The sequence below is a fragment of the Variovorax sp. 278MFTsu5.1 genome, assembly GCF_048305045.1.
GTDB classification, from domain to species: Bacteria; Pseudomonadota; Gammaproteobacteria; order Burkholderiales; family Burkholderiaceae_C; genus Variovorax; species Variovorax guangxiensis.
This window is the reverse complement of sequence record NZ_CP157622.1, coordinates 1,145,106-1,164,391: the sequence shown is the minus strand read 5'-3', so window position 1 is coordinate 1,164,391 and position 19,286 is coordinate 1,145,106. Positions and strand designations below refer to the sequence as shown.

The following is a 19,286-nucleotide window of genomic DNA, read 5'->3' as shown; positions in this document are numbered from 1 at the left end:
GGATAATCTGGCCCCGAGCCGTAGAAAAACTTGGCCTGAAGGATCTGCCCATGCCGCTCGCACCACCCCGCCCACGCCTGCCGCCGCACACCGCGGTGCGCGCCTTCGAGGCGGCGGCGCGCCATGGCAGCTTCGCGCGCGCGGCAGAAGAACTCTTCGTCACGCCGGCGGCCATCGCGCAGCAGATCAAGGCGCTGGAGACATGGGCCGGCGGCGCGCTCTTCGAGCGGCACAGCCAGGGCATCCGCCTCAGCGCGCACGGGCGGCGCGCCCTGCCGGCCCTCAGCGCGGCGGTCGACCAGCTCGGCCTGGCCGTGCAGGCACTGCGCCACGAAACCCAGACCGCCGCGCGCCGCAGCACGCTGCAGGTGGCTGCGCTGCCGGCAGTTGCGCAGCTGTGGCTATCACCGCGCCTGTCGCGGCTGAAGGCGGAGCTGCCCGGCGTGCAGGTTTCGGTGACGGCACTCGAGCAGCCACCGAACTTCCGCCGCGAACCCTTCGATCTGGGGCTGTTCTATGCGCGCGCCGGCGAACGTATCGAGATTGCGGCAGGCGCGCAGGCGATCCCACTGGTGCGCGACCGACTGCTGCCCGTGTGCAGTCCGCGCCTGCGCGAGCCCCTGCCCAGCGGCCGTCCACGCGCACTCGAAGATCTGACAGAACTGCTGCAGCGCAGCGGCGGACTGCACGACACCGTCTGGCGCGACGACTGGCAGCGCTGGCTGCAGGCCGTGCGGCCCGGCATCAAGACGGCCGAAGCCGAGGCGCTGGCTGCAGGGCCGGATTTCTCGCTCTACAGCCTCGCGCTGCAGGCAGCTCTGGACGGCGAAGGCGTGCTGATGGGCCGCGAGCGACTCGTCGCACCGCTGCTGGCTCAAGGCAAGCTGCATGCGCCCTGGGGACGGCCGAAAGCGCTGGGGGATACGGTGATGCTGCTGGTGCCTGCGCACCGCAAGGGGCCGCTGCTCGCGCGGCAGGTGCAGGCATTGCAGGCGCTGGCAGCGGGCTGAAAGCCTGCTATCGGGATAGCCGGCTCTACGCCACCCGCTCCGCGATCAGCACGGCGAAGAAGCCGAATGCCGCCAGCAACGTCCACTTCAGCACGATCCAGCCGATGCGCCGGTACTTGACCTGGCCCGTACCCGCGTAGAACGCGAAGCACACGCCGGCCACCAGAAGCAGCAGCAGGATGGCCCAGCGGAACAGAAGCATGTGAGAGGAACGAGCGGCCTACCAGGCCCGCGCGACTTCGCCGAAACCGCGCGGGGCGCGCTTCTCGTCCTCGAAGGTCACGACCTCGTAGGCGTCGCTGTGCGAGAGCAGCTCGCGCAGCAGCTTGTTGTTGAGCGCATGGCCCGAGCGGAAGGCGGTATACGCGGCCAGGAGCGGCTTGCCGATGATGTACAGGTCGCCCATCGCGTCGAGGATCTTGTGCTTCACGAACTCGTCGTCGTAGCGCAGTCCGCCTTCGTTCAGCACCTTGGTGTCGTCCATCACGATGGCGTTGTCGAGGCCGCCGCCGAGCGCGAGGCCCTTGCTGCGCATGTACTCGACTTCCTTCGTGAAGCCGAAGGTGCGGGCGCGCGCGATGTCGCGGCTGTACGAGCCGGTGCCCAGGTCGAACTCCACGCGCTGGCCGGTGGAGTTGACGACGCGGTGGTCGAAGTCGATCTCGAAGCTCAGCTTGTAGCCGTGATAGGGCTCCAGGCTCGCCCACTTCTCGTTGGCGCCCTCGCCTTCGCGCACCTCGACCTTGCGGGTCACGCGGATGAAGCGGCGCGGCGCCTTCTGCAGCGCGATGCCCGCGCTTTGCAGCAGGAACACGAACGAGGAAGCCGATCCGTCGAGGATCGGCACTTCGTCGGCCGTGATGTCGATGTAGAGGTTGTCGATGCCCAGGCCCGCGCAGGCCGACATGATGTGCTCGACGGTCTGCACTTTCGCGCCGCCGGTGGAGACCGTGGACGCCAGGCGCGTGTCGGTGACCGACTCGGCCGTCATGCGGATCTCGGCCGGCTCCGGCAGGTCGACGCGGCGGAACACGATGCCCGTGTCGGCCGGTGCCGGCCGCAGCGTCAGCTCCACGCGCTGGCCGCTGTGAAGCCCCACGCCCACGGCGCGGCTGATGGACTTGAGGGTTCGTTGTTGCAGCACGGCCGGGATTTTAGGCGCGCGACGGGCGTGGCGGCCTATGCCCCTCGCTATGGCACCGATAGACATGGGTTCTATGCAATTCCTTCGAATTGGCCCGAAATGGACGCAAAGGGCACGAGGCGAGCGCAGCGCCTAGAGCCAGCAGACGTCCCTTTCGGGTCGTCCCTGTGCCCCTTACGCCCTCTCGTGCCCTCTGCGTCGAGCTGGTCCCTTCGCAAAACACCGAGGAACCGGCTCTGCCGGTCCTCAGGTGTTGCCCCCGGTAGGGGGGCTGGCGAAGCGACACGAAATGCGCGCAGCCTGGGGGCGAGCTTGGTTCAGTCAGCTTGGCGGCGCAGGAACGCGGGAATCTCGAAGTCGTCCATGCCGCCCGAGGACAGCGCGTCCACCTTCGCGGCGGCCATCGTGCGGTTGGTGCGCCACACGCTGGGAACGGCCATGCCGTCGTAGTTGGGCTGGCTGCCGCCCGTGCCGCCGGCGTGACCCACGCCACCGAGCGTCGGCACGGTGAACGGGATGTTGTCGGTGCCGGTGCGGATGACTTCCAGCGTCGGCTGCTGGCGGCGAGCGTCGGGACGCGACAGGCCGGTGGCCACCACGGTCACGCGCATCTCGTCGCCCAGGCTGTCGTCGTAGGCAGCGCCGTAGATCACGTGCGCGTCCGGCGAGGCGTAGGCGCGGATGGTGTTCATCGCCAGCTTCGACTCGTTCAGCTTCAGCGAGCTCTTCGATGCCGTCACCAGCACCAGCACGCCCTTTGCGCCCGAGAGGTCGATGCCTTCGAGCAGCGGGCAGGCCACGGCCTGCTCGGCTGCGATGCGCGCGCGGTCGGGACCGGCTGCGGCAGCGGTGCCCATCATGGCCTTGCCGGGCTCGCCCATCACGGTGCGCACGTCTTCGAAGTCGACGTTCACGCCGCCGTACTCGTTGATGATTTCCGAGATGCCGCCCACGGCGTTCTTCAGCACGTCGTTGGCCTGAGCGAAGGCTTCGTCCTGCGTGACGTCCTCGCCCAGCACGTCGAGCAGCTTCTCGTTGAGCACGACGATCAGCGAGTCGACGTTGGCTTCGAGCTCGGCCAGGCCGGCGTCGGCATTGGTCATGCGGCGCCCGCCTTCCCAGTCGAAGGGCTTGGTCACCACACCCACGGTGAGGATGCCCATTTCCTTCGCCACGCGCGCGATCACGGGAGCGGCGCCGGTGCCGGTGCCGCCGCCCATGCCGGCCGTGATGAACAGCATGTGCGCGCCGTCGATGGCGGCGCGGATGTCGTCCACCGCTGCCTCGGCCGCGTCACGGCCCTTCTCGGGCTTGCTGCCAGCGCCCAGGCCGCTGGTGCCCAGCTGGATGATCTTGTGTGCGTTGCTGCGCTGCAGGGCCTGCGCGTCGGTGTTCGCGCAGACGAACTGAACGCCCTGCACGCCACGCTCCATCATGTGGGCGACCGCATTGCCGCCGCCACCGCCGACACCGATCACCTTGATCTGCGTGCCCTGGTTGAACTCTTCGACTTCGATCATTTCGATGGTCATTTTTAACTCCTTGAATCTTGCAGTTGCCGTTATGTGTCTGTGAATATTTCTTGTGTACTGACGGGATCAACGATGAGACCGTCGCGATGGTGGACCTGTTCGTCGCCATCGCTCGTTGAAATGCATGGGAGGGCTGCCACGCGCGAGCCAGAGTGGAGACTTGATCATGGCTAGAAATTCCCCACGATGAAGTCCTTGAAACGTCCGAATGCAGTCTTTACCGACCCATTCTTCTGCGCGACCTTGAAGCCGCGCATGCGCGCGAAGCGTGCTTCCTCCAGCAGGCCCATCACCGTCGCGGCGCGGGGCTGCGCGACCATGTCCGACAGCGCGCTCGAGTACTTCGGGATGCCGCGACGCACGGGCTTGAGGAAGATGTCCTCGCCGAGCTCCACCATGCCCGGCATCACGGCGCTGCCGCCCGTGAGCACCACGCCCGACGAGAGCACCTCTTCGTAGCCCGACTCGCGCACCACCTGCTGCACCAGCGAGAAGATCTCCTCGATGCGCGGCTCGATCACGCCGGCCAGCGCCTGCTTGCTCAGCATGCGCGGGCCGCGGTCGCCCAGGCCCGGCACTTCCACCTGCGTCTCGGGGTCGGCCAGCAATTGCTTGGCGAAGCCGTTCTCGACCTTGATGTCTTCCGCGTCCTTCGTCGGAGTGCGCAGCGCCATCGCGATGTCGCTGGTGATGAGGTCGCCCGCGATCGGGATCACCGCCGTGTGGCGGATCGCACCGTTGGTGAAGATCGCCACGTCCGTAGTGCCGGCGCCGATGTCCACCAGCACCACGCCCAGCTCGCGCTCGTCTTCCGTCAGCACCGCCTGGCTGGAGGCCAGCGGGTTCAGCATCAGCTGGTCGACTTCCAGGCCGCAGCGGCGCACGCACTTGATGATGTTCTCGGCCGCGCTCTGCGCGCCGGTCACGATGTGCACCTTGGCTTCCAGGCGCATGCCGCTCATGCCGATCGGCTCCTTCACGTCCTGGCCGTCGATCACGAACTCCTGCGGTTCCACCAGCAGCAGGCGCTGGTCGCTGGAGATGTTGATGGCGCGTGCCGTCTCCACCACGCGGGCCACGTCGGCGGGCGTCACTTCCTTGTCCTTCACCGCCACCATGCCGCTGGAGTTGATGCCGCGGATGTGGCTACCGGTGATGCCGGTGTAGACGCGGCTGATCTTGCAGTCGGCCATCAGCTCGGCCTCTTTCAGCGCCTGCTGGATGCTCTGCACGGTGGCGTCGATGTTCACCACCACGCCGCGCTTGAGGCCGTTGCTCGGCGCGATGCCCAGGCCGGCCAGCTTGAGCTCGCCGCCGGGCAGCACCTCGGCCACGACCACCATCACCTTGGCGGTGCCGATGTCGAGTCCTACGACCAGGTCTTTGTATTCTTTGGGCATTGGGATATGTCCTCGATTCCTCGGTATTCGCTACTTGATTTTTCTTGGGGCCTCGGGCGAGACCGTGGTGACGCCGCGCAGCCGCAGGGCATACGCGTCGTTGTGGCGCAGGTCCGCGCCTTCGACGTCGGCCATGGTGCGGCGGTACTGGCCCGCGACCTGGGTCACGGTCTTCAGGAAGCGCTGCAGGCGGGCCGTCACCTCTTCGCTCTGGCCGCGGCCGAGCTCGATCTCGGCGCCGCTGTCGAGCACCACCTTCCAGCTGCCGCGGCTCGACAGCGTGAGCTCGTCGATCCCCAGGTCGTAGGGCTGGAACTGCGGCTGCAGCACGCGGTACATGCCCAGCACCTGGCCGGCCTGCTCGATCGGGCCGTCCAGGCGCGGCAGGTTGTCGTCCACCTCGGCCACGTTGGCCTCGAACACGTCGCCGAAGCCGTTGATCAGCTTCGAGCCCGCCTCGTCGCCCCAGTTGGCCACCGGCACCTGCTCGGTCAGCGTCACGCGCAGCTTGTTCGGGAACTCGCGGCGCACCACCGCGCTGCGCACCCACGGCACCGACTCGAAGGCCGCGCGCGCGCGGGCCAGGTCGATGGTGAAGAAGTTGCCCGACAGCTGCGGCGCCACGTTGGCGCGCAGCGTGACCGCGTTGTTGTGCGTGACCTCGCCGTCCACCTTGATGCCGGCGATCGGGAAGAAAGGCTGGCGCAGCACCCACCACGCACCCGCGGCAAGCAGCATGAGCGCCACCGCCGCGAACGCAAGGTTGGCGACGATGTTCATGAGCTTGACGTCGAAGGGCGCTGGAATGCTGTCGGCCATGGCTATAGCGAGCCTCCCGTCGCGTCCAGCGTCGCGGAAGCCAGCACCCGCAGGCACAGCTCCTCGTACGCGATGCCCGCGGCGCGGGCGGACATCGGCACCAGCGAATGGCTGGTCATGCCGGGCGAGGTGTTCATCTCCAGCAGGAAGGGCTTGCGGTCGCTCGCGCGGATCATCACGTCGGCGCGGCCCCAGCCGCGGCAGCCGAGCGTGCGGTAGGCGGCCAGCGTGATGCGCTGGATCTCGTGCTCCTCGGCCTCGGGCAGGCCGCTCGGGCACTGGTACTTCACGTCGTCGGTGAAGTACTTGTTCTGGTAGTCATAGGCGCCCTCGGGCGCGGCGATGCGCACCACCGGCAGCGCGCGCGCGTCGAGACCGTGGCCGAGCACGGCGCAAGTCACTTCCTCGCCCTCGATGAATTCCTCGCACAGCACGTCGGCGTCGTACCTGGCCGACAGCGCCACCGCGTCCTGCATCTCTGAATAACCTTGCACCTTGGTCACGCCAATGGACGAGCCTTCGCGCGGCGGCTTCACGATCAGCGGCAGGCCGAGCACGTCGGGCACCGCCCTGACCTGCTCGCGGCTTTGCTGGTCGAAGGCCAGGCGCACGTACTTGGGCGTGGGCAGGCCGTCGGCCTGCCAGATGCGCTTGGTCATGACCTTGTCCATCGCCACGCTGGAGGCCATCACGCCAGAGCCGGTGTAGGGAATGCCGAGCAGCTCGAGCGCGCCCTGCACGGTGCCGTCCTCGCCGTGGCGGCCGTGCAGCGCGACGAAGCAGCGCGCGAAGCCTTCGCTCCTGAGCTCCGACAGGTCGCGCTGCGACGGGTCGAAGGCATGCGCGTCCACGCCGCGCGAGCGCAGCGCTTCGAGCACGCCTGTGCCCGACATCAGGGAGATCTCGCGCTCGGCGGAACTGCCGCCGAAGAGCACGGCGACCTTGCCGAAGAGTTTGGGGTCCTGGAGGCTCATGAGGCCCTCCCTTTGCGCGAACCGCGCTCGGATGTTGAAGGGGCAGAGGCGCCGGTCGCGGCACCGGCCGCGCCGAGCTCGACCACCTTGGCCGGCACCGCGCCGATGGAGCCCGCGCCCATCGAGAGCACCACGTCGCCCGGGCGGGCGTTGTCGAGAATGGCGCGCGGCATCGCGGCGATGTCGTCGACGAAGACCGGCTCGACCTTGCCCGCCACGCGCAGCGCGCGCGCCAGCGTGCGGCCGTCGGCCGCCACGATGGGCGCCTCGCCGGCGGCATAGACCTCGCCGAGCAGCACCGCGTCGGCCGTGCCGATGACCTTCACGAAGTCTTCGAAGCAGTCGCGCGTGCGGGTGTAGCGGTGCGGCTGGAAGGCCAGCACCAGCCGGCGGCCCGGGAATGCGCCGCGCGCGGCCGCGATGGTGGCGGCCATCTCCACGGGGTGATGGCCGTAGTCGTCGATCACCGTGAAGGTGCCGGCAGCATCCCCGCTCTGCACAGCCACGTCGCCGTAGCTCTGGAAACGGCGGCCCACACCCTTGAAGCCTGCAAGCCCGCGCTGCACGGCTTCGTCGGGAATACCGAGTTCCACCGCCACCGCGATCACCGACAGCGCATTGCGCACGTTGTGCTCGCCCGGCAGGTTCAGCACGATGGGCAGGTCGGGCAGCGTCACTCCGTTGCGGCGCTGCGCGGTGAAATGCATCTGGCCGCCAACGGCGCGCACGTCGATGGCGCGCACCTGGGCGTCCTCGCCGAAACCGTAGCTGGTGACCGGGCAGGTCACGTCGGCCACGATCTCGCGCACCGCCGGATCGTCGGTGCACAGAATGGCCACGCCATAGAACGGCATGCGGTGCAGGAAGTCGACAAAAGCCTTCTTGAGCTTCGCGAAGTCGTGCCCGTAGGTCTCCATGTGGTCGGCGTCGATGTTCGTCACCACCGCCATCACCGGCAGCAGGTTCAGGAACGAGGCATCCGACTCGTCGGCCTCCACCACGATGTAGTCGCCGCTGCCGAGCTGCGCGTTGGCACCGGCGCTGTTCAGGCGCCCGCCGATCACGAAGGTCGGGTCGAGCCCGGCGGCCGCGAGCACGCTCGCCACCAGGCTGGTGGTGGTGGTCTTGCCGTGCGTGCCGGCAATGGCGATGCCCTGCTTCAGGCGCATCAGCTCGGCCAGCATCAGCGCGCGCGGCACCACCGGAATGCGCTTCTCGCGCGCAGCCAGCACCTCGGGGTTGTCCGGCTGCACCGCCGTCGACGTGACGACCGCATCCGCGCCGTCGATATGCGCGGCCGCGTGGCCCACGAAGGTGCCGATGCCCAGGCCCGCGAGCCGGCGCAGCGTGGCGCTGTCGGCCAGGTCGGAGCCGGTGATTTTGTAGCCCAGGTTCAGCAGCACTTCGGCGATGCCGCTCATGCCGGAGCCGCCGATGCCCACGAAATGGATGTGACGAATCGCGTGCTTCATTTGGCAAGCTCCTCGCAGGCGCGGACGACCGCCTCGACGGCTTCGGTCTTCTGCATGGTCTTGGCCTTCTCGGCCTTCTCTATCAGCGCATCGCGCCCGGTTTTCTGTAGCAAGTCAGCCAGCAATTCAGGAGTGAGGTCGGCCTGCTGCACCAGCCAGCCGCCGCCCGCGTCCACGAGGAAGCGCGCATTGGTGGTCTGGTGGTCGTCGACCGCCGAGGGGAAAGGCACGAACAGCGCTGCTGCGCCGACGGCCGCGATTTCTGTGACGGTGCTGGCACCGGCGCGCGCGACGATCATGTCGGCGTCCGCATAGGCCTGCGCCGTGTCTTCGATGAAGGGCGTTAGCTCTCCTTCGACGCCCGCGGCCTCGTAGTTGGCGCGCAGCTCGTCGATCTGCTTGGCGCCGCTCTGGTGCAGCACCCGCGGGCGCTCGGCCGGCGCGATGCGCGCGAGTGCCTGCGGCACCACGGTGTTGAGACCGCGAGCGCCAAGGCTGCCGCCGACCACAAGCAGTTTCAGCGGACCGCTGCGGCCTGCGAAGCGCTCGGCCGGCGCCGGCTTGGAAGTGAAGGCCGCGCGCAGCGGGTTGCCCACCCACTGCGCCTTCTTCAGCACGTTGGGAAAGGCGGTGAACACGCGGTCGGCCACGCCCGCCAGCACCTTGTTGGCGAGGCCGGCGACCGAGTTCTGCTCGTGCAGCACCAGCGGCTTGCCGACCAGCACGCCCATCATCCCGCCAGGGAAGGTGATGTAGCCGCCCAAGCCCACCAGCACGTCGGGCTTCACGCGGCGCACTACGCCCAGGCTCTGCCAGAAGGCGCGCAGCAGCTTCAGCGGCAGCAGGAACAGCGTGAGCGGGCCCTTGCCGCGCACGCCGCCGAACTGCACGGGTTCGAAGGCGAAGCCGCGCGGCGGCACCAGCTTTTCTTCCATGCTGCCGGGGGCGCCCAGCCAGTGCACCTTCCAGCCGCGCTCGCGCAGGGCCTCGGCCACAGCGAGGCCGGGGAAGATGTGGCCGCCAGTGCCGCCGGCCATGACGAGCGCGGTGCGGCCCGTCATACGCGACCTCCGCGCATCAGCACTCGGTTTTCGTAATCGATGCGCAGAACGATCGCCAGCGCCACCAGGTTCATCAGAATGGCCGAGCCGCCGAAGCTCATCAGCGGCAGCGTCAGGCCCTTGGTCGGCAGCGCGCCGAGGTTCACGCCCATGTTGATGAAGGTCTGGAAGCCCAGCCACACGCCCACGCCCTGGGCCACGAGGCCCGAGAACACGCGGTCGAGCGCGATGGCCTGGCGGCCGATGTGCATGATGCGGCGCGTGAGCCAGAGGAACAGGCCGATGATCAGCAGCACGCCGACGAGGCCGAACTCCTCGCCGATCACGGCCAGCAGGAAGTCGGTGTGCGCCTCGGGCAGCCAGTGCAGCTTCTCGACGCTGCCGCCCAGGCCGACGCCGAAGATCTCGCCGCGGCCGATGGCGATCAGCGAGTGCGAAAGCTGGTAGCCCTTGCCCAGCGCGTGCTCCTCGCTCCACGGATCGAGGTACGCGAAGATGCGCTCGCGGCGCCACGGGCTGCTCGCGACGATGGTGCCGAAGGCCACCACCACCAGCGCGGCGATCAGGAAGAACATGCGCGCGTTCACGCCGCCCAGGAACAGGATGCCCATGGCGATCACGGCGATCACCATGAAGGCGCCCATGTCGGGCTCGGCCATCACCAGCATGCCGACCACCACCACCGCCACGCCCATGGGCAGCACGGCGCGGAAGAAGCGCTCCTTGATCTCCATCTTGCGCACCATGTAGCTGGCGGCGTAGAGCACCATCGCGAGCTTGGCCAGTTCCGACGGCTGGAAGCGCATGAAGCCCATCGGCAGCCAGCGGCGCGCGCCGTTCACGTTGATGCCGATGTGCGGAATGAGCACAGCCACCAGCAGCAGCAGCGAGGCCACGAAGAGCCAGGGCGCGGCGCGCTCCCAGGTCTTCATCGGGATCTGGAAGGTCAGCAGCGCGGCGATGAAGGCGAACACCACCGAGGCCGCGTGCCGCGTGAGGAAATACGAGGCGCTGTAGCCCGCGCGCGCGAAGCGCGGGTTGTCGGGCAGCGCGATGGAGGCCGAATACACCATGATCAGGCCCCAGGTCAGCAGCGCCACCGTGACCCAGACCAGCGCCTGGTCGAAGCCCAGCACGCGCATCGGCGTGGCCTTGGTCTGCGCGATGCCGGCGCCGCCCAGCCGCACGGGCAGGTGCACAGGCAGCGAGTCGATCCCGCTGCGCGCGCGCCTGAACCAGCCGCCGAAGCGGCTGGTGCGTGCGTTGGGCGTGGCGCCCGATGCGGCAGAGTTCAAACCTGTTCCTCCGTCGTCGAGTCGCCCAGGCCGCGCGGGCTGTCCTCGTAGGCCTGCACGGCCTCGCGGAACACCTCGGCGCGGTGCGCGTAGTCCTTGAACATGTCGAAGCTCGCACAGGCCGGTGACAGCAGCACGGCATCGCCGGGGTTGGCGCGCGCGGACGCGAGCTTCACCGCCTCGTCCATCGAGGCGGCGTGCAGCAGCGAGACGCCCGTCGATGCCAGCGCGGCTTCGATCAGCGGCGCGTCGCGGCCGATGAGCACCACGGCGCGCGCGTACTGGCGAACGGGCGCGGCCAGCGGCTCGAAGTCCTGCCCCTTGCCTTCGCCGCCGAGGATGACGACCACGCGGCGCTCCTCGCCCAGGCCGGTCAGCGCGGCGGCGGTGGCACCCACGTTGGTGCCCTTGCTGTCGTCGAAGTACTCGACCTCGTCGATGACGGTGATGGGCTCGACGCGATGCGGCTCGCCCTGGTATTCGCGCAGGCCGTAGAGCATGGCGTTCAGCGGGCAGCCGGCGGCACTGGCCAGCGCCAGGGCCGCGAGCGCGTTCATGGCGTTGTGGCGGCCGCGGATGCGCAGCGCGTCGGCGGGCATCAGCCGCTGCAGGAAGATCTCTTCCTCGACCACGGCACCACGCTTGCGCTTCTGCGTTTCGTCGGCTTCCAGCGCGCGCACCAGCCAGGCCATGCCGTTCACGCGCTCGATGCCGTAGTCGCCCGGGCGCAGCGGCATCGCGGAACCGAAGGTGACATGCGTGCGGATCTGCGGGCGCTGCAGCTTGACCTTGACGGGCGCGGGCAGCATCGCCATCACGCCGGCGTCGTCGCGGTTGAGGATCATGAGCCCGTGCGCGCCGAAGATGCGCGCCTTGGCCGCGCCGTACGCGGCCATGTCGCCGTGCCAGTCCAGATGGTCCTGCGTGAGGTTGAGCACCGTCGCGGCCGTGGGCTCGAAGCCCTGCACGCCGTCGAGCTGGAAGCTGGACAACTCCAGCACCCACACGTCGGGCAGCGTCTCGGCGTCCATATGCGCCGAGAGCGTGTCGAGCAGCGTCGGGCCGATGTTGCCGGCCACGGCCACCGTCTTGCCCGCGCGCTCGACCAGTTGGCCGGTGAGCGAGGTGACCGTCGTCTTGCCGTTGGTGCCGGTGATGGCGAGCACCGCGGGCGTGTAGCCCTTGGGCGCTTCGGGTTCGACGGGCGGTGCCAGTTCGAGCTGCGGCGACGGCTCTTCCTCGACGGCCGCCGAGGCCGGGTTGGTGACGGAGAGCTCGGCGATGCGCGCGACGAACTCCGCGGCTTCCTTGGCGGCGGTCGGGACGTAGGGCTTGCCGGTGGTGGGCAGGCGCGAAACGGTGGCGGGCGCGGGCGCGGGTGCGGGCTCCGCTGCCGGGCCTTCGGGTGATTCGGGAGCTGCTTCGGCAGCCGGGGCTTCCGGCGCTGCTTCAGCGCTGGTTGCTTCGGTGGATTCCAGCGCCGGTTCAGGCGCGGCTTCGGATGCTGGCTCCGCAACGGCTTCGGCCGGCACGGCCACTTCGCCTTCCTGCGGCGGCGGCACGGCAACGCTGATCGACGGATCGCGCGGCATCGCTTCGGCCATCGCGGGGGCGGCCGGCTCGGGCTGGGCTTCAGCGGTTTCCGATGTTTCTACTGGCGCGGGTGCTTCTGCAGGCTCGACCGGAGCTGCGGCCTCGGCGGGCGCAGGCTCTTCCAGCGCCAGCTCGGCCTGTGCTTCAGGCTCGGCGGAAGCTTCGGCAACCGGCTCGGCTTCCGTTGCGGCGACGACTTCCGCTTCGGGTTCGGCCTCGACCACCGGCACTTCCACCGTCCGCAGGTCCTGCAGCGCACGCGCGAACAGATCCAGCTCGCCACCGACCGGCAGGCCCACGGCACGCGCCGCATCGGCCACCGGCGCGATGGTCGCCGGCGAAAGGCCCGGCGAACGGTACACGGCGCGGATCGGCGTGCCTTCGACCAGCGCGGCCGAAAACGGCCCGCCGACGAAGTTCACGCCTGGCAACTCCTCGCGCAGCGTCGGAAGCAATGCCGGCGCCTCGCGCGTGTCGGCCACGGTCACGACCGCGCCGTGCCGCGCGCACCAGCGCGCCATCGCCAGCCCGGACGCGCCGAGGCCGAGGATGAGGACGGGGAGGTCTTTCAGGTGCCGCATGGTTGTCTTCTTCTTTTCTCTCTCAGCGCAGCTTCAGCGTCGAAAGGCCCACGAGGCACAGCAGCATCGTGATGATCCAGAAGCGCACCACGACCTGCGTCTCGCGCCAGCCGCTCTTCTCGAAGTGATGGTGCAGCGGCGCCATCTTGAGCACGCGCCGCCCCTCGCCGAAGCGCTTCTTCGTGTACTTGAAGTAGGTGACCTGCGCCATCACCGAGATCGCCTCGACCACGAAGATGCCGCCCATGATGAAGAACACGATCTCCTGGCGCACGATGACCGCGATGGTGCCCAGCGCGCCGCCCAGCGCCAGCGCGCCCACGTCGCCCATGAACACCTGCGCCGGGTGCGTGTTGAACCACAGGAACGCCAGGCCCGCGCCGGCCATGGCCGAGCAGAACACCAGCAGCTCGCCCGAGCCGGGGATGTTGGGGAACAGCAGGTACTTGGAATACACCGCGCTACCCGTGACGTAGGCGAACACGCCCAGCGCCGAGCCCACCATCACCACCGGCATGATCGCCAGGCCGTCCAGGCCATCGGTCAGGTTCACGGCATTGCTCGCGCCCACGATCACCAGGTAGGTGAGGATCACGAAGCCGATGCCGCCCAGCGGATAGCTCACTTCCTTGAAGAAGGGCACCAGCAGGTTGATCTTGGGCGGGAAGTCGAGGTCGAAGCCCGACTGCACCCATGCGAAGAACAGCTGCACCACGCGCCAGTTGGAGCTTTCCGAGATGCTGAAGAGCAGGTAGAAGGCCGCGATCAGGCCCACCACCGACTGCCAGAAATACTTCTCGCGCGAGCGCATGCCCTCCGGGTCCTTGCGCACCACCTTGCGCCAGTCGTCCACCCAGCCGATGGCGCCGAAGCCCATGGTGACCCACAGCACGATCCACACGAACCTGTTGGAGATGTCGAACCACAGCAGCGTGGCGAAGGCGATGGCGAACAGCACCAGCACGCCGCCCATGGTGGGCGTGCCGCTCTTGGTGAGGTGCGTTTCCATGCCGTAGCCGCGCACCGGCTGGCCGATCTTGAGCGCCGTGAGGCGGCGGATCACGTAGGGCCCGGCCACCAGGCCGACCACGAGCGCCGTCAGCGCGGCCATCAGCGCGCGGAAGGTGAGGTACTGGAAGATGCGCAGGAACCCGAACTCGGGCGACAGCGTCTGCAGCCATTGAGCGAGGGTCAGCAGCATGTGGTTTCGCGCGGCTCATGCGTCATGACCGGCCTCCTTTTGTTGTTGTGGTTGTTGTAGTTGTGCCTGCGCCTCGACGACCTGCACCACGCGCTCCATCTTCATGAAGCGCGATCCTTTCACGAGCACGCTGCCGACCTGCGGCAGGCGTGCGAGCACGGCCGCGCTCAGCGCGTCGAACTCGTTGAAATGGTGTCCGTCGGCACCGGCGAAGGCGGCGACGGTATGCGACGTAGCGTCGCCCAGCGTGTAGACGGACTCGATGCCGCGCTCGCGGGCATGCTCGCCGACCTCGGCGTGGAACTCGGGCGAGCGGTCGCCCACCTCGCCCATGTCGCCCAGCACCAGCAGGCGCGGGCCCGGAAGGGCGGCGAGCACGTCGATGGCGGCGATCACCGAATCGGGGTTGGCGTTGTAGCTGTCGTCGACCAGCGTGATCGCATGGCCGCCGGGCAGCGCGACTTCGCTGGCGCGCGAGCGGCCCTTGACCGGCTCGAAGGCCGAGAGGCCGGCGCCGATGGTTTCCAGCGACACACCCGCCGCGAGCGCGCAGGCCGTGGCGGCGAGCGCGTTGACGACGTTGTGTCGGCCCGCGATGTGCAGGCGCGCGTCGAAGTCGCCCACCGGCGTGCGGATGCTCACGGCCCAGGCGCCCTGCTTCCATTCGGCGTGCTGCAGCGAGATGTCGGCATCCTCGTGCTCGCCGAAGGTCAGGCAGCGGCGCGAGCCGCCGTCGTGCGCCATGTCGGTCCACAGCGAGGTGAACTCGTCGCCGTAGGGAAAGACGGCCGTGCCGTCTTCCGGAAGCACGGCGAACACGGCGGCGTTCTCGATGGCCACAGCCTCGACGGTGGCCATGAATTCCTGGTGTTCGCGCTGCGCGTTGTTGACCAGCGCGATGGTCGGGCGCGAGATGGCCGCCAGCCGCGCGATCTCGCCCGGGTGGTTCATGCCCAGCTCGAGCACCGCGCGCTGGTGCTGCGCGCGCAGGCGCAGCAGCGTGAGCGGCACGCCGATCTCGTTGTTGAAGTTGCCGGCCGTGGCGAGCGAGCGCTCGGCCCGGAAGGCGAAGAGCACGGCCGCGATCATCTGCGTGACCGTGGTCTTGCCGTTGCTGCCCGTCACCGCGATCAGCGGCAGGTCGAACTGCGCGCGCCAGCCCGCGCCGAGCGCGCCCAGCGCGACCAGCGAGTCGGGCACCTCGAGGCCGGCGAGGCCCGCGGCCTCCAGCCCGCGGTGCGCGATGGCGGCCACGGCGCCCTGCTTCTTCGCATCGGCCAGGAAATCGTTGGCGTCGAAGCGCTCGCCCTTGAGCGCGACGAACAGGTCGCCGGGCGCGAGCGTGCGCGTGTCGGTGTGCACGCGGGCGATGACGATGGAGCCATCGCCCACGAGGCGAGAACCCGGAATCCATTGCTGGATCCGGGCCAGGGTGATGTCCAGGGGCGAGGTCGTGACGCTCATGCCGAGGCACCCCTCTTTGCCAGCGCCTGCAGCGCATGGGCCTTGTCCGAGAACTCGATGCGCTGGCCGGCGATTTCCTGCCAGGCCTCGTGGCCCTTGCCGGCGATCAGCACCACATCTTGCGGCGCGGCCTGCGCGATGGCGTCGGCGATGGCTCCCGCCCGGTCGGGCTGCACCTGCGCCGCGTCGGGGCGGGAGAAGCCGCGCAGCACCTGGCTGATGATCGCGTCGGGCTTTTCGCTGCGGGGGTTGTCGCTGGTGACGATCACGCGGTCGGCCTGGCGCTCGGCGACGGCGGCCATCATCGGGCGCTTGATCGGGTCGCGGTCGCCGCCGCAGCCGAACAGGCACCACAGTGCGCCGCCGCGCTGCTTTGCGAGCGGGCGCAGGCCGATCAGCGCCTTGTCGAGCGCATCGGGAGTGTGGGCGTAGTCGACCACGGCCAGCGGGGCGCCTTCGCCGGTGCCGGCGCGGTCCATGCGTCCTGGCACGCTGGTGAGGTTGGCGCATGCGGCCACGGCCTGCGCGAGCGTGAGGCCCAGCGCGCGCAGCGTGCCGAGCACGCCCAGCAAGTTGGACACGTTGTACTGGCCGATGAGCCCCGTCGACAGGCGCTCCACGGCAGCCGTGCCGTGCTCGGCCACCGAGAACTGCAGGCCCTGCGCGTCGTAGCCGATGTCGCGCGCCATGAGGCGGGCCGGCTTGCCGGCGGCCGAGACGGTCCAGACGTCGAGCGCACCGATGCCGGCGTCGATCAGGTTCGCGCACAGGCTGGCGCCGTGCGTGTCGTCGATGTTGATCACCGCGGCGCGCAGGCCGGGCCAGCGGAACAGCTCGGCCTTGGCCTGCCAGTAGGCGTCCATGCTGCCGTGGTAGTCGAGGTGGTCCTGCGTGAAGTTGGTGAACACGGCCACGGCGATCTGCGCGCCGTCGAGGCGGCGCTCGGCGATGCCGATGGACGAGGCCTCGATGGCGCAGGCGCCGAAGCCGTTCGTGACCAGCGCGCGCAGCTCGCGCTGCATCATCACCGGGTCGGGCGTGGTCAGGCCGGTGTAGGTCAGCTCGGGCGGCACGCCGATGCCCAGCGTGCCCATCACGGCACAGGGCGATGGCGCGTCGCGCTGCATGGTGCCGTCGGGCTTCATCACTCGCACGCCGCCCGCCGCGCGCAGCGTGGAGAGCGACTCGGCCAGCCACCATGCGGTGGAGGTCTTGCCGTTGGTGCCCGTCACGGCCAGCACTTCGAGCAGGGCCGAGGGGTTGTCGTAGAAGGCCGAGGCGATCGGGCCGGTGGCGGCCTTCAGGCCGGGGTAGCTCACGATGCGCTCGCGGTATTCGTCCTGGTCGAAGCCGAAGGGCTCGACGCCCTCGTGCTCCACCAGGCAGACGGCGGCGCCCTGCGCCAGCGCGGCCGCCACGTGCTTGCGGCCGTCGGTGGCGGCGCCCGGCCAGGCGATGAAGACGTCGCCCGCGCCCACGGCGCGGCTGTCGGCATGCAGCGCGGCGTTCGGCGCGCGCTCCTTCAGCCAGGCGGCGACCAGTTGGGGGGAAGTGAAGGTCAGCATGTTCAGAAGCTCTCGTCGACGCCCTGCGTCATCACAAGCGGTTTGACCGCCAGGTCGGGCGGTACGTTCATCATGCGCAGCGTCTGCTGCACGACCTCGCTGAACACGGGAGCGGCCGCGAGGCCGCCGAAATACTGGCCGTCGCTCGGCTCGTCGATCATCACCGCGACGATGATGCGCGGCTTCTCGATGGGCGCCATGCCGGTGAACCATGCGCGGTACTTGTTGCTGGCATAGCCCTTGCCGACCTGCTTGTGGGCCGTGCCCGACTTGCCGCCGACCGAGTAGCCCACCGTCTGCGCGCGCGTGCCCGTGCCGCCGGGGCCGGCGGCCATCTGCAGCATCTTGCGCACCGCCAGTGCATTGGAGGGCGAGAACACCCGCACGCCGGCTGGCGGCTCGGAGTTCTTCAGAATGGTCACCGGAATGAGCGAGCCGTCGTGCGCGAACGCGGTGTACGAATGCGCCATCTGGAAAAGCGATGCCGAAAGGCCGTAGCCATAGGCCATGGTGGCCTGCTCGACCGGCTTCCAGGTCTTCCAGGGCCGCAGCCGGCCGGTGACGGCGCCGGGGAACTGGATCTGCGGCTTCTGGCCGTAGCCGAGCGCAGTGTAGGTGTCCCACATCTCGTGCGGGGTCATCTTCTGGGCGATCTTGAGCGCACCGACGTTGCTCGACTTCTGGATCACGCCCTCGACTGTCAGCGTGCCGTAGTTGTGCGTGTCGCTGATGGTGAAGCCGCCGATCTGGTAGCGGCCGGGGCCGGTTTCGATCAAGGTCGAGGGCTTCACGCGGCCGGCCTCCAGCGCCATGCCCACCGTGATCGGCTTCATGGTCGAGCCGGGCTCGAAGGTGTCGGTGATCGCGCGGTTGCGCAGCTGCTCGCCGGTGAGGTTCTGGCGCTTGTCGGGCACGTAGCTCGGGTAGTTGGCCAGCGCCAGCACCTCGCCGGTGACGGAATCGAGCACCACCACGCTGCCGGCCTTGGCCTTGCGCGCGGTCACGGCGTCGCGCAGCTTCTGGTAGGCGAAGAACTGCACCTTGCTGTCGACGCTGAGCTGGATGTCCTTGCCGTCCAGCGGCGGCACGGTCTCGCCCACGCCCTCGACCACGCGGCCCAGGCGGTCCTTGATGACGCGGCGCGACCCGGCCTTGCCGGCCAGGTCCTTGTTGAAGGCCAGCTCGATGCCTTCCTGGCCGTTGTCTTCCACGTTGGTGAAGCCCACCACGTGCGCGGCGGCCTCGCCCTCGGGGTACTGGCGCTTGTATTCCTTGCGCTGGTAGATGCCCTTGAGGTTCATCGCGGCGATCTGCTTGGCGATGGGCTCGTCGACCTGACGCTTGATCCAGACGAAGGTCTTGTCCTCGTCTTCCAGCTTCTTGTCGAAGTCCTTCTGCGGCATCTCCAGCAGCTTGGCCACCTGCTTGAGCTTGGCGCGCACCTCGGGGTCGTCGCGCTCGATGTCCTCCGGGATGGCCCAGATGCTGGGCGCGACCACGCTCGATGCGAGGATGAGCCCGTTGCGGTCGAGGATGCGGCCGCGGTTGGCCGGCAGCTCCAGCGTGCGCGCGAAGCGCACCTCGCCCTGCCGCTGGAAGAAGCTGTTGCCGATGACCTGCACGTAGGCAGCCCGGCCGGCCAGCACCAGGAAGCCGAAGGCGATGCCGGCGACGATGAGCTTGCTGCGCCACACCGGCGTCTTGCTCGCAAGCAGGGGGCTGGTGGTGTAGCGGACGCTGCGGTTGCCTCGGGTCATCGCGCGGCCCTCGCTGCGGTTGCGGCCGGCTTGGCCGCAGGTTTGGCTGCCGGCTTGCCTGTGGTGGGGGGCGTCGGCGCCACCGGTGCGACGGCGGGAATCACGGAGCCGTCAGGGCGCACGTACTGCGTGATCGCCGGGGAGGTGGTGCGCATCTGCAGCTGCTCCTTGGCGAGCTTCTCCACGCGCAGCGGCGTGGCCTGCGCGCGCTTCTCGACCTGCAGGCGGTCGCGCTCGGTCTCGAGGCGGCGGGCATCCTGCTGCACGCGATCGAGCTCGGTATAGAGCTGGCGCGACAGATACTGGGTGTGCACAAGGTACAAAGCCGTCGCAATGACGGCCATCAGCAGGAGCAGGTTGATCCGGGCCATGGCTAGTGAACCTCCCCCAGGCTGCACCACTGCGTGGCTCCGCCAAC

General features: G+C 68.9%; 16 protein-coding genes. 1 reads left to right on the top strand and 15 read right to left on the bottom strand.

The window, feature by feature from the left end; genetic code table 11:
- The first annotated feature begins 50 nt into the window (after nucleotides 1–50).
- Complete coding sequence (locus ABL844_RS05065) at nucleotides 51–1,010, top strand: LysR family transcriptional regulator (protein WP_418130664.1); 960 nt, start codon at nucleotides 51–53, stop codon at nucleotides 1,008–1,010.
- A 25-nt stretch (nucleotides 1,011–1,035) separates the two neighbouring features.
- Here ABL844_RS05065 and ABL844_RS05060 read toward each other — a convergent pair whose 3' ends face one another.
- The 15 genes from ABL844_RS05060 to ftsL all read right to left on the bottom strand — a co-directional run bounded on the left by ABL844_RS05060 (nucleotide 1,036) and on the right by ftsL (nucleotide 19,239).
- On the bottom strand, nucleotides 1,036–1,212 hold the full coding sequence (locus ABL844_RS05060) for a hypothetical protein (RefSeq protein ID WP_019656766.1): 177 nt from the start codon (nucleotides 1,210–1,212) through the stop codon (nucleotides 1,036–1,038).
- 18 nt (nucleotides 1,213–1,230) lie between these two features.
- Nucleotides 1,231–2,154, bottom strand: coding sequence for a UDP-3-O-acyl-N-acetylglucosamine deacetylase (gene lpxC, locus ABL844_RS05055; protein ID WP_165909589.1), 924 nt, complete (start codon nucleotides 2,152–2,154; stop codon nucleotides 1,231–1,233).
- 317 nt (nucleotides 2,155–2,471) lie between these two features.
- Entirely contained in the window at nucleotides 2,472–3,686 is a 1,215-nt protein-coding gene (ftsZ, locus tag ABL844_RS05050) for a cell division protein FtsZ (protein ID WP_126021408.1), read from the bottom strand.
- A 170-nt stretch (nucleotides 3,687–3,856) separates the two neighbouring features.
- Nucleotides 3,857–5,086, bottom strand: coding sequence for a cell division protein FtsA (gene ftsA, locus ABL844_RS05045; protein ID WP_093196937.1), 1,230 nt, complete (start codon nucleotides 5,084–5,086; stop codon nucleotides 3,857–3,859).
- A 30-nt stretch (nucleotides 5,087–5,116) separates the two neighbouring features.
- Nucleotides 5,117–5,905, bottom strand: coding sequence for a cell division protein FtsQ/DivIB (locus ABL844_RS05040; RefSeq protein ID WP_126021409.1), 789 nt, complete (start codon nucleotides 5,903–5,905; stop codon nucleotides 5,117–5,119).
- Nucleotides 5,906–5,907: 2 nt separating this feature from the next.
- Nucleotides 5,908–6,879, bottom strand: coding sequence for a D-alanine--D-alanine ligase (locus ABL844_RS05035; RefSeq protein ID WP_184634739.1), 972 nt, complete (start codon nucleotides 6,877–6,879; stop codon nucleotides 5,908–5,910).
- Nucleotides 6,876–8,351, bottom strand: coding sequence for a UDP-N-acetylmuramate--L-alanine ligase (murC, locus tag ABL844_RS05030; protein WP_418130663.1), 1,476 nt, complete (start codon nucleotides 8,349–8,351; stop codon nucleotides 6,876–6,878). The genes ABL844_RS05035 and murC overlap by 4 nt, the downstream gene beginning before the upstream one ends.
- Nucleotides 8,348–9,412 carry an undecaprenyldiphospho-muramoylpentapeptide beta-N-acetylglucosaminyltransferase gene (gene murG, locus ABL844_RS05025; protein WP_184634735.1) on the bottom strand — a complete coding sequence of 355 codons (1,065 nt, stop codon included), beginning with the start codon at nucleotides 9,410–9,412 and terminating at the stop codon, nucleotides 8,348–8,350. Before murG ends, murC begins: the two co-directional genes overlap by 4 nt.
- Nucleotides 9,409–10,707, bottom strand: a complete 1,299-nt coding sequence (gene ftsW, locus ABL844_RS05020; RefSeq protein ID WP_126021413.1) for a putative lipid II flippase FtsW — start codon at nucleotides 10,705–10,707, stop codon at nucleotides 9,409–9,411. The genes murG and ftsW overlap by 4 nt, the downstream gene beginning before the upstream one ends.
- Nucleotides 10,704–12,881: a UDP-N-acetylmuramoyl-L-alanine--D-glutamate ligase gene (gene murD, locus ABL844_RS05015; RefSeq protein WP_418130662.1), complete on the bottom strand. Its 2,178-nt coding sequence runs from the start codon at nucleotides 12,879–12,881 to the stop codon at nucleotides 10,704–10,706. The genes ftsW and murD overlap by 4 nt, the downstream gene beginning before the upstream one ends.
- Before the next feature lie 22 nt (nucleotides 12,882–12,903).
- Entirely contained in the window at nucleotides 12,904–14,082 is a 1,179-nt protein-coding gene (gene mraY, locus ABL844_RS05010; RefSeq protein WP_093299737.1) for a phospho-N-acetylmuramoyl-pentapeptide-transferase, read from the bottom strand.
- A gap of 15 nt (nucleotides 14,083–14,097) precedes the next feature.
- Nucleotides 14,098–15,546, bottom strand: a complete 1,449-nt coding sequence (locus ABL844_RS05005; RefSeq protein WP_418130661.1) for a UDP-N-acetylmuramoyl-tripeptide--D-alanyl-D-alanine ligase — start codon at nucleotides 15,544–15,546, stop codon at nucleotides 14,098–14,100.
- Nucleotides 15,543–17,111 (bottom strand): UDP-N-acetylmuramoyl-L-alanyl-D-glutamate--2,6-diaminopimelate ligase, encoded by a 1,569-nt coding sequence (locus tag ABL844_RS05000; protein ID WP_418130660.1) that lies wholly within the window; start codon nucleotides 17,109–17,111, stop codon nucleotides 15,543–15,545. The genes ABL844_RS05005 and ABL844_RS05000 overlap by 4 nt, the downstream gene beginning before the upstream one ends.
- Before the next feature lie 2 nt (nucleotides 17,112–17,113).
- On the bottom strand, nucleotides 17,114–18,868 hold the full coding sequence (locus ABL844_RS04995; RefSeq protein ID WP_126021416.1) for a peptidoglycan D,D-transpeptidase FtsI family protein: 1,755 nt from the start codon (nucleotides 18,866–18,868) through the stop codon (nucleotides 17,114–17,116).
- Nucleotides 18,865–19,239 (bottom strand): cell division protein FtsL, encoded by a 375-nt coding sequence (gene ftsL, locus ABL844_RS04990; RefSeq protein ID WP_418130659.1) that lies wholly within the window; start codon nucleotides 19,237–19,239, stop codon nucleotides 18,865–18,867. The genes ABL844_RS04995 and ftsL overlap by 4 nt, the downstream gene beginning before the upstream one ends.
- Between the last annotated feature and the right edge of the window lie 47 nt (nucleotides 19,240–19,286).

Bases quoted from the DNA above. Each gene is read 5' to 3' on its own strand.
- ABL844_RS05065 (WP_418130664.1), top strand. From the start codon at position 51: ATGCCGCTCGCACCACCCCGCCCACGCCTGCCGCCGCACACCGCGGTG.
- ABL844_RS05060 (WP_019656766.1), bottom strand. From the start codon at position 1,212: ATGCTTCTGTTCCGCTGGGCCATCCTGCTGCTGCTTCTGGTGGCCGGC.
- ftsZ (WP_126021408.1), bottom strand. From the start codon at position 3,686: ATGACCATCGAAATGATCGAAGTCGAAGAGTTCAACCAGGGCACGCAG.
- ftsA (WP_093196937.1), bottom strand. From the start codon at position 5,086: ATGCCCAAAGAATACAAAGACCTGGTCGTAGGACTCGACATCGGCACC.
- ABL844_RS05040 (WP_126021409.1), bottom strand. From the start codon at position 5,905: ATGGCCGACAGCATTCCAGCGCCCTTCGACGTCAAGCTCATGAACATC.
- ABL844_RS05035 (WP_184634739.1), bottom strand. From the start codon at position 6,879: ATGAGCCTCCAGGACCCCAAACTCTTCGGCAAGGTCGCCGTGCTCTTC.
- murC (WP_418130663.1), bottom strand. From the start codon at position 8,351: ATGAAGCACGCGATTCGTCACATCCATTTCGTGGGCATCGGCGGCTCC.
- murG (WP_184634735.1), bottom strand. From the start codon at position 9,412: ATGACGGGCCGCACCGCGCTCGTCATGGCCGGCGGCACTGGCGGCCAC.
- murD (WP_418130662.1), bottom strand. From the start codon at position 12,881: ATGCGGCACCTGAAAGACCTCCCCGTCCTCATCCTCGGCCTCGGCGCG.
- mraY (WP_093299737.1), bottom strand. From the start codon at position 14,082: ATGCTGCTGACCCTCGCTCAATGGCTGCAGACGCTGTCGCCCGAGTTC.
- ABL844_RS05005 (WP_418130661.1), bottom strand. From the start codon at position 15,546: ATGAGCGTCACGACCTCGCCCCTGGACATCACCCTGGCCCGGATCCAG.
- ABL844_RS05000 (WP_418130660.1), bottom strand. From the start codon at position 17,111: ATGCTGACCTTCACTTCCCCCCAACTGGTCGCCGCCTGGCTGAAGGAG.
- ABL844_RS04995 (WP_126021416.1), bottom strand. From the start codon at position 18,868: ATGACCCGAGGCAACCGCAGCGTCCGCTACACCACCAGCCCCCTGCTT.
- ftsL (WP_418130659.1), bottom strand. From the start codon at position 19,239: ATGGCCCGGATCAACCTGCTCCTGCTGATGGCCGTCATTGCGACGGCT.